Genomic DNA, 13,528 nt, shown 5'->3' with positions numbered 1-13,528 from the left:
AGGGTTATTTCGATTTTTCAAGTCTTTGGCTGAAATTTCATGTAATGCCACTGCATTTGTACAGATTGTGGACAGCGATGCAGCAGAAACAAAATCACATCCATCTACACTTTAGCATGCAATTCTGAGCATTTTAAACATACTGCAATGTAATGAGTTTGATACACTAGTCGCATATTATTATCAGGGTTGCACAGTGCTGCCATTTAAACTTTGGGTTGATGCAGATGCATTACCTAAAATTCTAAGAGAAGTCATTTTACGTGCTTCAGATCGTTACCAACTTGAAGTCACTTTTGTTGCCAATCAATCGGTCGGGATTACGCCTTCGGTACGGATTAACTCTATTCAAGTGATGCATGGTGCCGATGCCGCCGATCAGGAAATTGTAGATCGCATGAAGGAACACGACATTGTGATCACGCAGGATATTCCACTAGCGGCACAAGTGATTGAAAAGGGCGGAATAGCGATTCATCCACGTGGTGAAATTTATACTGTTGCCAATGTGAAAGCGCGTCTGCATTTGCGTGATTTTATGGATACTTTGCGTGGTGCAGGCGTACAAACAGGTGGGCCAGCACCTATTTCAGAACGTGATAAACGTGAGTTTTCAAGTAGTCTAGATCAAACCATCCAAAAGCAAAAACGTAAAACTGCTTAATACGAGTCACGCATGCCTTCTAAAACCAATATTATGATGACCTATGCCTTATTGGTTTTCATTTGGGCAACAACGCCTTTGGCAATTGTCTGGAGTGTGTCAGATTTACACATGCTTTGGGCTTTGGTGCTACGTTTTTTCATTGCTTTGCCCTTAGCTATTATTTTATTGCTGCTGTTAAAAGTGAAATTTCCACATCATCTACAAGCGTGGCATAGTTATTTGGCAGGTTCGTTTAGTCTGATCGGTTCACAAATTTTCACCTACATTGCCACCGCTTATTTAAGCTCAGGCATTATCGCCCTGATGTTTGGTCTGACCCCCATCATAGCAGGTTTGATTGGTCGTTTTGTGTTTCAGTTGCATTTGGCACGTATTCAATGGATCGGAATGACAGTGTCCATTTTAGGGCTTGGCATCATCTGCTTTGGCGGCGAAACACAGCATGTGCATCCTCTGGGTATTGTTTTAATGCTGTTTAGTGTATTGACCTACACCATGTCTATTTTCTGGGTGAAAAAAGTTAATGCGCAAGTTGAACCTGTAGCACAGGCAACTGGCTCGATTTTGGTATCAACCATTGCGGCTTTATGTATTGTGCCGTTTATTTGGCAATATGTACCGACTAGTTTGCCGAGTCTTAAATCTATCGCAGCTTTACTTTATACCGTGATCATGGCTTCTTTGATTGCAATGTTCTGTTATTTTAAATTGGTGCAGAATATTCAGGCGACCACCTTATCTTTAACCACCGTCATGACGCCAATGATTGCTTTGTTGATTGGTGCTTTACTCAATCAAGAAGCTTTATCGGTCATGGTATTTGTGGGCGCTTTGGTTTTATTGTCAGGCTTAGTGCTGTATTTTTATCGTGATCTTAAAGCAAGTCGGGCATTGGCTCAGAAAATCAAAACACCATCCTAACGATATGCAAAGATGGCGTTATCCTCGTGATTTTATATACGCGAACATGCAGAAATGATTTATTTTATTTCTTAGATTATGCTTGTTTTAAAGCAACGGCTTCTGCAAGTTTGACGCGATCTTGAGGGTGTAGAGTAATAAAATACGCCCCAGTACGATATTGTCCATTTTCTTCTTCACGGCTGTAAACCACTTGCGCGGTTGCGGCTATATGGAAAAAGTTTTCAGGATGGCTGAGCGTGACATGAATATAACTGCCCGTGTTTAATTCACGTTCACTATAAAAACTGAAACCACTTTCTGAAAAATTGACCTGTTCAGGGATAGGTAACATGCTTTGTACAATTGCATCGTATAAAGACCCTGTAATAAGGTTTAATTTTTGGTTGAATAAGGATAAGATTCGAGCAATTTGTTGATCTTTTTCAGTTAATTGTTCTAATTCGTAGTTTAATGCATGATCAAATTGATCTAATTCTGCGAGTAGTAGAAAATAACGCGGTAAAACAAAATTAGCATCGTAAGGGTCGTTCAGCGCAACATCGTCAGAAATGATCTGGTAATTGATTCTCAGGGCAGCATCAATTCGTGACATGACACGACGTTCAGACGCGACGCTTTGATGCTGTAAATTTTCCATAATGTATTACCTCGGACTTGATGGTATGTTTAAACCAATCTCGCTATATATAGGGTTGAGATATACGCGCGCTCGGCGCAGTAACCACTTTATTTCTTTTATTGCCTTAGTTTCGATGATCGGTCTAACTTTGGGTGTTGCCGTCCTCATTACCGTACTTTCAGTGATGAATGGTTTTGATCGTGAATTAAAAAACCGTGTCTTGGGCATGATACCTCAAGCCACTGTTTCATCAACACAAATTTTAACAAATTGGCCAGAACTTGCAACGAAAGTTGAGCAACATAAGCATGTTGTTGGTGCTGCACCATTTACGCAATTGCAAGGCATGTTGACCGCACAAGGGCAAGTGTCGGGCATTATGGTCACGGGAATTGAACCCGAATACGAAAAGAAAGTATCCATCATTCAAAACCACATGGTTGCAGGCAGTATCGACAATCTGAAAAAGGGTGAGTTCGGTATTGTTTTGGGCAAACAAATGACTGATGCCTTGGGTTTGGGTTTAAACGACAGCATCACCTTGGTTTTACCTGAAGCAACGCCATCCCCTGCAGGGGTTGTACCGCGTTTTAAACGCTTCAAAGTGGTTGGTATTTTTAGTATTGGTGCAGAAGTCGATTCGATGATGGGATATATCGCCCTGAATGATGCTTCGACTTTGCTGCGTTTACCCGATGGTGCGCAAGGTGTACGTTTAAAACTGGATGATATTTTTGCTGCACCACAAGTATCTCGAGATATTGTGCAAGAGCTACCTGCCAATTTTTATGCTTCGGACTGGACTTATACGCACGGCAACTTGTTTAGCGCCATTCAAATGGAAAAGGCGATGGTGAGCCTATTGTTATTCCTAATTGTTTTGGTGGCTGCATTTAATATCGTGTCTTCTTTGGTGATGGTTGTGACCGATAAAAAATCGGATATTGCGATTTTAAGAACCTTGGGTGCATCACCAAGCACGATTACCAAAATTTTTATGGTGCAAGGTACGGTCATTGGGGTTATTGGTACGGTTTCAGGTGCAATCTTGGGGATTATTTTCGCGTCCAGTATCAGTGGCTTTATTGCATGGTTGAATAATGTATTAGGGCTAAACTTATTTGATGCCTACTTTATCAACTACTTACCTTCATATTTAAGATGGCAAGATGTGGTGGTGATTGTGAGCTTGTCATTAATTTTAAGTTTCTTGGCGACGATTTACCCTGCATTACGTGCCGCGAAAATTCAACCAGCAGAGGCATTGCGTTATGAGTAAGATTGTTCTGGAAGCCAAGCAAGTTTCTAAACACTTTACCGATGGCAAAACCACTGTTGAAGTGATTCGTGGTCTAGATTTACAAGTTCAGCAGGGGCAATTTATGTCTATTGTTGGGGCGAGTGGTTCGGGTAAAAGTACCTTATTGCATGTTTTAGGTGGCTTAGACCGACCAAGTACAGGCGAAGTATTTTTAAATGGTCAGCGTTTTGACAATTTAGGCGAAGCTGAGCGCGGTTATTTGCGTAATCAATACCTCGGTTTTGTTTATCAATTTCATCACTTGCTGCCTGAGTTTAGTGCGCTTGAAAATGTGGCGATGCCGTTAATGTTACGCGCAGGCACGAACTATAAAGAGGTGAAGGCACAGGCAGAGTATCTGCTTGAGCGTGTCGGTTTGTCGCATCGTTTAACCCACAAACCTGGTGAGCTTTCTGGAGGGGAACGTCAGCGTGTTGCATTGGCACGTGCGTTGGTGGCGAAACCCGCACTCATGCTTGCCGATGAGCCTACTGGAAACTTAGACCGCAAAACTGCAGTTAAAATTTTTGAATTGCTGCGTGAATTACGCAGTGAATTTAACATGGCGATGCTGATTGTGACCCATGATGAAGAACTGGCAAAATCTGCCGATACCATTCTGCACATGCAAGATGGTGTTTGGGTAGATGCTTAGGGGCATAGCTCGTAAAGCCGCTCAAAAGCGATTGCGTTTAAAATAGCAATTGCTGGAATAAGATTGTTTTGTTGAAGCCCACTTCGGTGGGCTTTATGATGCATGCCAATAAAAATAATAAGTTTAATATTCATGCTGCAATTGATTGGTCTGGCTTGGGTGATTGGGATCGCCTGTGTCGGAATACATTCTTCTTCTTTTCCAATACATCTTCTGACTGCCATGCCCAGCGCAATGGTTTTACTAGTGCTATGCTGTGTCATCGCGCAGTATTTGTTGCAAGCTCGCTTATCTTCAATTTATTGGAAATGTTTGAATGTTTGTGTAGCAGGGGTTTTGAGTTATGCTCTCGGCTTGATTTATGCCGATACTCAGATGCAGCAGCGTTTACAATGGCGCGAGCTAAATCCTGAATTTATCGAAGTTGTAGTTTATGTCAGAGAGTTAAATCAACTAAATGACAACGGCATTTCACAAGTGGTCGAAGTGTTAAACCGACATCCTCAAACCGTGAAATGGTTAGCGAGTTTAACTCAGACCCAAGTTGATCATGGGCAAAATTTAGAACTTGGACACTATTATAAATTAAGTGGAAAAATTCGCCCTGCGCATAGTTATGCCACAGCAGGTGCATTTGATGTAGAGCGGTGGTATTTACAGCAAAATATTATGAGTGGTTTTCGGGTTGAGCAGATTCAGCCTATCTCGGCTGAACAAATTTATGCCATGGGGTTTACACAACATTGGCGTGCCCAACAGACGCTATGGGCAAAATTTCGATTATGGATTGAACAGCAGCGTTATCAAATTCGACTGTTTATTCAGCAGCAACCTTTGCATCATCAAGGTTTAATTCTTGCATTACTCACAGGAGATAAAAGCCTATTAGATGCAGAAACTGAAGCACAGTTTCAGCGTTTTGGAATTAGCCACTTATTGGCTATTTCAGGGCCACATGTGCTGATTTTTGCAGGCATGCTATGTTGGGCATTACGTCAGCTGATTAGGTATTACCGTCCGCATTGGTATTTGTGGATGCCTAAACAATACTTGCTCATGTTGCCATTTTTAAGTTGTGTATTGCTGTACACCGCCTTTGTCGGTTTTGAAATTCCTGCATTAAGAACCTTGCTGATGTGCAGTCTAGTGACAGTAATGTTAGTGCTGAAGCAGAAGCTTCAAGGCTTTGCCTTGCTGATTTATAGTGCTGCCTTATTATTATGGTTTGATCCTTTAAGTGTACTGTCTGCTGCTTTTTGGCTGTCTTACGGGGCCTGTTTTATTCTACTGCGTATTTATCAGAGCTTGAGTGCGCAACCACGTATAGAGCTGAATCGTTGGCAGCAACTGAAACATGCCAGCAAAATTCTAATCGAGTCGCAATGGAAAATTTTTATTGCCTTATTTCCTTTGGTGATTGTGTTTTTTAAACAAGTGGCGTGGATTGCACCGCTTATTAATATCATCGCAATTCCATTGATTGGTATGCTGATCGTGCCTTTAGATGTTTTGGCAGGAATTTGCTTTTTTATTTTTGAACCCTTGGCGTCAATACTGTTTCAATTGAATGATCTAGCTATGGCTTTGTTGCGCTTGATTTTTCGGGGGATGGAAACCGTTTTTGTACCACGGTTACATACTTTGTCGATGTCTGCAGCGGTGTATGTCTGTCTATGTTTAGGCTTATTTCTGCTATTTTTACCACAATCGGTATTGCCTAAAACTTGGGCAATCTTATGTTTTGTTCCACTGATTATAGTCGATAGCCAACGACAACCATTTGAATTAACAGTACTCGATGTTGGGCAGGGACAAGCTTTATTTTTACGTTCAGGTCATTACAACATGATGATTGATGTGGGCGGTTCTTATGATGAAAGTAAGTTTAGTATTGGACAGCAAATTTTACGTCCATTTTTAGCGGTGCATGGTATTAAACAACTGGACTTGGTGGTTTTAAGTCATTTAGACCAAGACCATAGTGGTGCATTTCCTCATTTGCAAAATGAAGTCAATATTCAGCATGTCTTTGCCAATCAGACCGTAGATGTGGCAGTAAATAGCAAGTTTAATTTGTGTCAGCAAGGGCAACAGTGGTCTTTACCACATCAGGTACAGATACAAGTTTTATCTCCTAAACCGAGTCAATTACCCTATGCCGCACAGCAACAAAATGAGTTGTCATGTGTGTTGTATATTTCAGTGCCATCCGCACAGCCATATCAGCATTTTTTAGTGATGGGCGATGCAGGTTGGGCAACTGAATATCAATTGTTGCAGGAATATCCTGATTTAAAAGTAGATGTGTTAATTTTGGGTCATCATGGGAGTAAGCACAGTTCTGCCTATGATTTTTTAGCACATTTTAAACCCAAATTGGCCGTGGCATCTGCAGGTTTTGATAATCGTTATGGACATCCTAGTTCTTTAGTTCAGCAACGCTTAGCTGCGCTCAATATTCCGTTCATGAACACCATACAACAGGGCAGCGTACGTTTTTCTGTAGATGCACAACAGCGTATGCTTATACAGCCGTATCGGCAGCAGAAATTGTGGTTGCAGCGTTAGTTTGGTTCTGTGTCTGGGCACGTACAGCCTGCACATCTGCCAAGGCTTCTTGCACAGGTTTATGATAGACCCCGCGTAAATCTGGATGGGCTTTATAGCGTTTATAACTCCAGTGATAATGTGTAGGATAACGACGGATCAAATCTTCAATTGCACGGTGAATAATAGCTGTCCCTGCATTGGCATCACACTGATAAATGTGCTCATCTATCGCTTCGATATACATATCAAAGCCTTGATCTGCATTTCTTAACGCATATAAGAACAAAGCTTTTGCTTTAGTTTTCTGAATCAATTTGGCGCTTAAATTACTCGATTCCAACGGAATACCAAAAAAAGGAATCATCTCACCACCTATATTTGGGGTATGGTCTGGCAAAATGACAGTGGTTCCGCCTTGTTTGAGTGCTTTAAAAATTTGACGTACCCCAGATTCATCTGTTGGGACTAAATGTGCCTGTTCACGGCTACGTGCTTGGCGCACAAAATCATCTGCCGCAGGGTTTTTGACAGGTTTATACATGATGGTCATTTGCGTATATTGAGCGATCCACGCATTCATAATTTCCCAAGTGCCAAAATGCGGCACAATTAAGACCAAACCCTTTTGTGCAGCCAGTGCATCTTGTAATAGTTCTAAACCATGTACCTGATGGATTCTTTGAATATTTTTTTGATTGCTTGATCCCCAAATATGAAAAAACTCAAAATAAGAGGTCAGTTCGTTACGAATTGCTTGCTGGGTAATCTGTTCGCGTTGTTGTGAGTTCAGCTCAGGAAGCGCAATTTGTAGATTGAGTTGAATGGTTTGAGAGGTTTTACTCAAACGCAGTGTATTGACCAAAAAAGCCAAAGATTTTGCAAAAAAACGCGCAACTGTTAAAGGTTGTCGACTGACAAAATCAAGCAGGCGCGATAAAGCCGTTGTCGGTGCAGGTTCGGTCATAACGACAGCATCAATTGATAGAAAGGATAAAGATGTAAAATATTATAGGAGAAAATACAGGCTTTAGACAGTTTTTGCCAATTCCGTGTATATAATGGAGCAAATTTACTATTTTTTGGATTGTTTCATGTCCGATTGGCCACCAAAACCACAAAATGAATCACAACAAATATCTCCACAAGCACAGCAGCCCACAGGTAATGAGTGGAAACTATTAGAAAAAGCTGTTTTAGCTTCAGTTGAAGAACAACGTCGTGCACGTCGTTGGGGGATTTTCTTTAAGTTTTTAACTTTTGCTTATATATTTTTACTGTTGGTGATAATGGGCAAAGGGTGCAGTACCACGACCACGAATCCATCGGCAGCGAGTCCACATATCGCGGTGGTGGATATTGTTGGCACAATTGCATCTGATAAGCAAAGTGTGAACAGCAATGACACCATCAAGTCACTGAAAAAAGCCTATGAAAACAGCAACAGTCAGGCGGTGGTGCTAAATATTAATTCTCCGGGTGGTTCACCTGTGCAGTCAGATGAAATCTGGCAAGAAATTCAATATCTGAAAAAACAGCATCAAGGGAAAAAACTCTATGCCGTGATTGGCGATACTGGCGCTTCAGGTGCGTATTACATTGCTTCCGCTGCAGATGAAATTATTGTCAATCCATCAAGTTTGGTGGGTTCAATTGGCGTGATTATGCCAAATTATGGGCTGAGCGGTTTAATGCAGAAGATGGGTGTGGAAGATCGTACTATGACCTCAGGTGAAAATAAAGCCTTATTGTCGATGACACAACCTGTTGATCCTGAACAGAAAAAACATGTGCAAGCCGTATTAGATAATGTGCATGGCCACTTTATTCAAGCAGTGAAAGATGGACGCGGCGCGAAACTGAAATCACAAGATCCTGCGATTTTCTCAGGTCTGTTCTGGACAGGTGAGCAAGCCGTGACTTTAGGCATTGCCGATAAGATTGGCAGTTTAAATAGCCTGAAGCGTGATTTAAACCTAGATAAAACAGTGAACTATACCATTGAACACAGTCCTTTAGACTCTGTGTTGGGTCGTATGGGGGCAGCAGTGGGAGAGGGCTTTGCCACTTCTTTATCTCAACATATTCAGACTGAGCAAAACGCGAAATTACAATGAAACCACTGATTCATTTTGCGCATGCCAATGGCGTGCCATCGAAGGTTTATCAAAAACTGTTTGATTTACTTAAAGATGATTACGATGTGATTTACGTCCCTTTGTTGGGGCCAGATAAGCGTTATCCGATTGATAATCATTGGCAAAGCTTAACCCAACAAGTGATTGACAGTGTTGTACGTCAAGCTCAGGGACGTAAAGTGATTGCGTTGGGGCATTCTTTAGGTGCAGTGTTGTCGTTTCAAGCCTCTTTACAACGCCCTGAATTATTTGAACAAGTGATCATGCTTGATCCACCTTTAATTATGGGTAAAGCATCGGTGTTTTTACATTTTGCCAAAATGTTTAAGCTTAAAGCAGTAGATCAACTGTCGCCTGCATCTTTGTCTTTGCGCCGTCGTGATCATTGGGAAAGTCGTGAGCAAGCAGCAGACTTATTGCGTCCGAAAGGTTTTTATCAAGATTTTGATGCCGACTGTTTTCAGGCTTATATCGAGCATGCTTTGACTGATGACCATGTACGAGGCGGGGTACAATTGACCATTCCAAAAATGGACGAGGTCAATATTTTTAGAACCAATCCATCACTGTGGTGGTTACCGCAAGCAAAACTGCAAGTGCCGACAGAATTGGTGATTGCAAAAAAAGGGCCGTTCTTAAAAGCAGGTTTCCCACAAATTACCGCCAAGAAATTCAACATTGCTTATCAGGTGGTTGAAGGTGGACATATGTTCCCTTTAGAAAAACCTGAAGCGACGGTGCAGTTGATTAAAGATTTGATTCAAGCACAGCAGAGTAAAGCTGCTTCTGTTTAATTCAGTCTGAACCAAATACGAACCATAAAAAACGCCTGATCAACAGGCGTTTTTTCGTATATATCAAAAGCTACATACTTAAAGAATATTTAAAAATTGCAAAACTGCACAGGTTGTTGTAACAGTTGTTGGCGATACATCACACCTTGCGCAGTGTGCTGAATGGTTCCGTTACAAATCCATTCAACCACTTGCGGATAAATCAAATGCTCCAACACATGCACACGGTTCGCCAAGCTTTCGGCATCATCGTGGATGTTTACTTGCAACACACCTTGTGCCAGTGCTTGACCTGCATCTAATTCAGCAGTGACATAATGCACGGTACAACCATGTAAAGTATCGCCTGTATTGAGTACACGTTGATGGGTGTGCATGCCTTTATAATGCGGCAAGAGTGAAGGATGAATGTTGAGCATTTTACCTTCCCAAGCATGCACAAATTTGGCACTTAAAATACGCATAAAGCCTGCGAGAACAACCAAATCAACATCCCAATCAAGTAATTGTTGATGCATGACATCATCAAATAATTCACGACTCGGATATTGTTTGTGCTCAATCACTGCAGTTTGAATCCCTGCTTGTTGAGCGCGTTGTAAAGCATAAGCATCAGGCTTATTGGAAATAACCCCAACAATTTGCCCTGAAAGATTGGCATCTATCAGGGCTTGTAAGTTACTTCCGCTGCCTGAAACGAGGACAGCTATTTTGATCATCTGAGTCAAATCACGCAAAAATTACGCGAATTTTTTCATCTGCGCCTTCAACGGATTCGGCGTTGTCTTGAATATGACCCATCACCCAAGCTTTTTCGCCAAGGCTGTTGAGAAGTTCAACTGTTTTGTCTGCATCGTTGGCATCTACAACAACAACCATACCTACACCACAGTTAAAGGTGCGATACATTTCAAACTGTTCTACACCGCCTTCACGTTGTAACAATTTGAACAGTTCTGGCCATTCCCAAGATGATTCGTCAATCACTGCTTGCGCACCATTTGGCAATACACGTGGTAAGTTACCTGGTAAACCGCCACCCGTAATGTGCGCCATAGCATGCACATCAACTTGTTTGCACAGTTCAAGCATTGATTTGACATAAATGCGTGTTGGTTCCATGGCAACGTCAGCCAGTGGACGACCATCAACCAGTTGAGTTAAATCAACATTTTTTACGTCTAAAATTTTACGAAGTAAAGAGTAACCGTTTGAGTGTGCACCTGAAGAAGCGACACCAATCAGAACGTCACCAGCTTTTACTTTAGAGCCATCAATAATTTTGCTTTGCTCAACCACGCCCACACAGAAGCCTGCAAGATCGTAATCTTCACCTTCATACATGCCTGGCATTTCAGCAGTTTCACCACCTACAAGCGCACAGCCTGCAAGCTCACAGCCTTTACCAATTCCTGTAACAACATTGGCTGCAACGTCTACATTTAAGTGACCTGTTGCATAGTAGTCTAAGAAGAATAAAGGTTCAGCACCGCACACCAGCAAGTCATTTACACACATTGCCACCAAATCTTGACCAATTGTGTCATGGCGGTTTAGGTTCAACGCTAAACGTAATTTAGTTCCTACACCATCTGTGCCAGATACGAGCACAGGTTCTTCATAACCTTTCGGAATTTTACAAAGTGCGCCAAAGCCGCCTAATCCACCCATCACTTCAGGACGAGTCGTGCGCTTAGCGACAGATTTGATACGATCGACTAACGCGTCGCCCGCTTCAATATCGACACCAGCATCTTTATAGCTTAAACCAGTGGTTGGGTTAGAAGTTGAGTTGCTCATAATGAAGTCTCCGCATTCGCGGGGCGATTATACCTGAATATACGAAACTCTTATGTTATTTATGCGCTAAAATGCTATCTTTATTCAAATATTTTAACTTCTATAACGAATAAACTGAAAAAAGGCGAATTTCTATGGTCGATCGTACCTTGCGTCGCATTTTTATCCTGTCTGGGATAGTGCTGCTCCTTTGGGTGCTGTACTTATTAAAACCGGTTGTCATTCCTTTTGTTGTTGCATTTTTCATGGCTTATTTATTTAGCCCATTGGTTGAACAATTTTGCAAAGTCGGTTTGCCACGTTGGCTATCTATCAGTTTGGTTTTTATTGGGATTGGCATCGCGCTGACTTTGGCAGTTTGGTACATCATTCCTTTGGTTTGGAAGCAGTTGGTGATTGCGCGTGACAGTATTCCTGTCGGTATTAACTGGATCAATTCGACCTTCTTGCCGTGGGTATCATCCACTTTCAATATTGAAGAAATGGAAATTGATACCTCGCACATGAGCAGCATCGTCATGGATTATGTGCAAACCAATTATAGCGCCGATAGTATTCAAGCCATGTTATTGCGTGTCGCACAGTCTGGTCTGAATTTTATTCAAATTGGCGGTACCGTGGTGCTGATTCCAATTATTGCTTTCTATTTCCTACTCGACTGGCAGCGTATGCTCGACAGCCTGCGTCGCTTAATTCCGCGTCCTTATGAGCAAAGCACTTTGGCTGTGGTACAAGAATGTCACAGTGTTCTAGGTGCTTTCGTTAAAGGTCAGTTTTTGGTGATGATCTTGTTGGGCGTGGTGTATGCTACAGGGCTACAACTGATTGGTTTAGAAGTCGGCTTGATTATTGGGATGGTAGCGGGACTTGCCAGTATTATTCCGTATTTAGGTTTCGCTGTAGGCATTGTTGCAGCCATTATTGCCACTTTCCTGCAATTTGGCATTGACTGGATGCAATTGGTTTTAGTCCTTGTGGTCTTTATGATTGGACAGGCAGTGGAAGGCTATATTCTACAACCGTTTTTATTGGGTGATAAAATCGGGCTTTCGCCAGTCGCGGTGGTGTTTGCTGTTTTAGCAGGTGCACAACTGGCTGGATTCATGGGTATGTTGATTGCTTTACCTGTAGCAGCGGTGATTGTGGTTTTACTGCGTCATTTACGTGATTTTTACGAAAAAAGTTATTTGTATGGGCAGCCTGTGGTGGTGTCTGAAGATGGTGCATCGGGTGACATTAGCATTGATACAGCACAAGTTCATATTGATATTGAGCTTGATCCTCAGTCAGCAAATTCACTGCAACAGACTGAAAAATCAAGTAAGATAAAGCCCTCAGATCAGCAAAACTCCTAGGTGATTACAATTCTATGCGTCAACTGCAGTTAGATATCGAGCCTCAATTAGATGCACGGATCAGTGATTTTTCTGGTCCAGGTTGGGGGCATGTGATTGATGCAGTTCGACAGCTTCATGCAGGATTGGTCAATCGCTTTTATGTCTATGGTAGAGCGGGTACAGGCAAAAGTCATTTATTGTCTGCAATTTGTGATTCCTATTTAGAAATTGGCAAATCAGCCATTAAAGTATCTTTACTTGAATTATTGGATGCCCCCACTGAAGCAATTACCTCTTTAGACCGTTATGATTTGGTTGCTTTAGATGATATTGAAGCGATTAGTGGTGTACCGCATTGGCAACGTGCGGTGTTTCATTTAGTCAATTACAGCAATGAAGTTGGTGGTCAGTTGGTGTTTTCATCACGTTTTGCCCCCATTGAATTAAAGCTCGAATTGCCCGATTTGCAATCACGTTTGACGCAGGCTGTGAGTGTTAAAGTGCCTTCAGGCAGTTTATATGCAGACCGACAAGCTTTGGTGAGTTCTGTGTTAGAGCGTCGCGGGATTATCATCGACCCACAAATTATTGATTATTTGTTGTTACATGGCCCACAGCAGACCTCGATTTTGCTGCAAAGCCTTGAACAGTTGGTGCAATTACTTAAAGGAGAGAAAACGAAATTAAGTGGCGCAAACCTTCGTCAGATTTATGCTTTAATTGACGAATATCGGTAAAAATTAAAAT

14 protein-coding genes are annotated in these 13,528 nt (G+C 41.9%); 9 read left to right on the top strand and 5 right to left on the bottom strand.

Translation table 11 applies throughout. The annotated features are described in order from the left end of the window. Positions 1-196 precede the first annotated feature (196 nt). On the top strand, positions 197-664 hold the full coding sequence (locus E0H79_RS06470) for a YaiI/YqxD family protein (protein WP_004971836.1): 468 nt from the start codon (positions 197-199) through the stop codon (positions 662-664). Positions 665-676: 12 nt separating this feature from the next. Continuing rightward, positions 677-1,588, top strand: a complete 912-nt coding sequence (locus tag E0H79_RS06465) for a DMT family transporter (RefSeq protein ID WP_104853213.1) — start codon at positions 677-679, stop codon at positions 1,586-1,588. A gap of 76 nt (positions 1,589-1,664) precedes the next feature. On the opposite strand, the gene E0H79_RS06460 is transcribed toward E0H79_RS06465, so the two are convergent. After that, positions 1,665-2,228 (bottom strand): PilZ domain-containing protein, encoded by a 564-nt coding sequence (locus E0H79_RS06460; RefSeq protein ID WP_004971830.1) that lies wholly within the window; start codon positions 2,226-2,228, stop codon positions 1,665-1,667. Positions 2,229-2,253: 25 nt separating this feature from the next. Between E0H79_RS06460 and E0H79_RS06455 the strand changes: the two genes are divergently transcribed. After that, positions 2,254-3,489, top strand: a complete 1,236-nt coding sequence (locus tag E0H79_RS06455) for a lipoprotein-releasing ABC transporter permease subunit (protein WP_104853304.1) — start codon at positions 2,254-2,256, stop codon at positions 3,487-3,489. Continuing rightward, positions 3,482-4,165, top strand: coding sequence for a lipoprotein-releasing ABC transporter ATP-binding protein LolD (lolD, locus tag E0H79_RS06450; protein WP_104853214.1), 684 nt, complete (start codon positions 3,482-3,484; stop codon positions 4,163-4,165). Before E0H79_RS06455 ends, lolD begins: the two co-directional genes overlap by 8 nt. Here the strand turns inward: lolD and E0H79_RS15510 are convergent. Continuing rightward, on the bottom strand, positions 4,162-4,428 hold the full coding sequence (locus E0H79_RS15510; RefSeq protein ID WP_228258775.1) for a hypothetical protein: 267 nt from the start codon (positions 4,426-4,428) through the stop codon (positions 4,162-4,164). The two genes, lolD and E0H79_RS15510, sit on opposite strands and share 4 nt — an antisense overlap. On the opposite strand from E0H79_RS15510, the gene E0H79_RS06445 reads away from it, so the two are divergent. Continuing rightward, positions 4,325-6,733 (top strand): DNA internalization-related competence protein ComEC/Rec2, encoded by a 2,409-nt coding sequence (locus tag E0H79_RS06445; protein ID WP_228258774.1) that lies wholly within the window; start codon positions 4,325-4,327, stop codon positions 6,731-6,733. The two genes, E0H79_RS15510 and E0H79_RS06445, sit on opposite strands and share 104 nt — an antisense overlap. Here E0H79_RS06445 and E0H79_RS06440 read toward each other — a convergent pair. Further along, positions 6,690-7,679, bottom strand: coding sequence for a lysophospholipid acyltransferase family protein (locus E0H79_RS06440; RefSeq protein ID WP_004971822.1), 990 nt, complete (start codon positions 7,677-7,679; stop codon positions 6,690-6,692). The two genes, E0H79_RS06445 and E0H79_RS06440, sit on opposite strands and share 44 nt — an antisense overlap. Before the next feature lie 127 nt (positions 7,680-7,806). Between E0H79_RS06440 and sppA the strand changes: the two genes are divergently transcribed. Next, positions 7,807-8,829 (top strand): signal peptide peptidase SppA, encoded by a 1,023-nt coding sequence (sppA, locus tag E0H79_RS06435; protein ID WP_004971820.1) that lies wholly within the window; start codon positions 7,807-7,809, stop codon positions 8,827-8,829. Next, positions 8,826-9,644 (top strand): alpha/beta fold hydrolase, encoded by an 819-nt coding sequence (locus tag E0H79_RS06430; RefSeq protein WP_004971819.1) that lies wholly within the window; start codon positions 8,826-8,828, stop codon positions 9,642-9,644. The genes sppA and E0H79_RS06430 overlap by 4 nt, the downstream gene beginning before the upstream one ends. A gap of 89 nt (positions 9,645-9,733) precedes the next feature. Here the strand turns inward: E0H79_RS06430 and purN are convergent, their stop codons facing one another. Together purN and purM are read right to left on the bottom strand one after the other, a co-directional pair. Next, positions 9,734-10,363, bottom strand: coding sequence for a phosphoribosylglycinamide formyltransferase (gene purN, locus E0H79_RS06425; protein WP_131261179.1), 630 nt, complete (start codon positions 10,361-10,363; stop codon positions 9,734-9,736). Between the two features lie 10 nt (positions 10,364-10,373). Next, complete coding sequence (gene purM / locus E0H79_RS06420) at positions 10,374-11,444, bottom strand: phosphoribosylformylglycinamidine cyclo-ligase (RefSeq protein WP_104853216.1); 1,071 nt, start codon at positions 11,442-11,444, stop codon at positions 10,374-10,376. A 134-nt stretch (positions 11,445-11,578) separates the two neighbouring features. On the opposite strand from purM, the gene cxpE reads away from it, so the two are divergent. Together cxpE and hda are read left to right on the top strand one after the other, a co-directional pair. Then, positions 11,579-12,799, top strand: coding sequence for a chloramphenicol efflux transporter CxpE (cxpE, locus tag E0H79_RS06415; RefSeq protein ID WP_131261178.1), 1,221 nt, complete (start codon positions 11,579-11,581; stop codon positions 12,797-12,799). 14 nt (positions 12,800-12,813) lie between these two features. Next, positions 12,814-13,518 (top strand): DnaA regulatory inactivator Hda, encoded by a 705-nt coding sequence (hda, locus tag E0H79_RS06410; protein ID WP_131261177.1) that lies wholly within the window; start codon positions 12,814-12,816, stop codon positions 13,516-13,518. The last annotated feature ends 10 nt before the right edge of the window (positions 13,519-13,528 follow it).

It is taken from the genome of Acinetobacter sp. ANC 5045 (genome assembly GCF_004331005.1).
GTDB lineage: Bacteria > Pseudomonadota > Gammaproteobacteria > Pseudomonadales > Moraxellaceae > Acinetobacter > Acinetobacter towneri.
The sequence above is the reverse complement of the archived record's forward strand: the minus strand, read 5'-3'. Positions and strand labels throughout refer to the sequence as shown.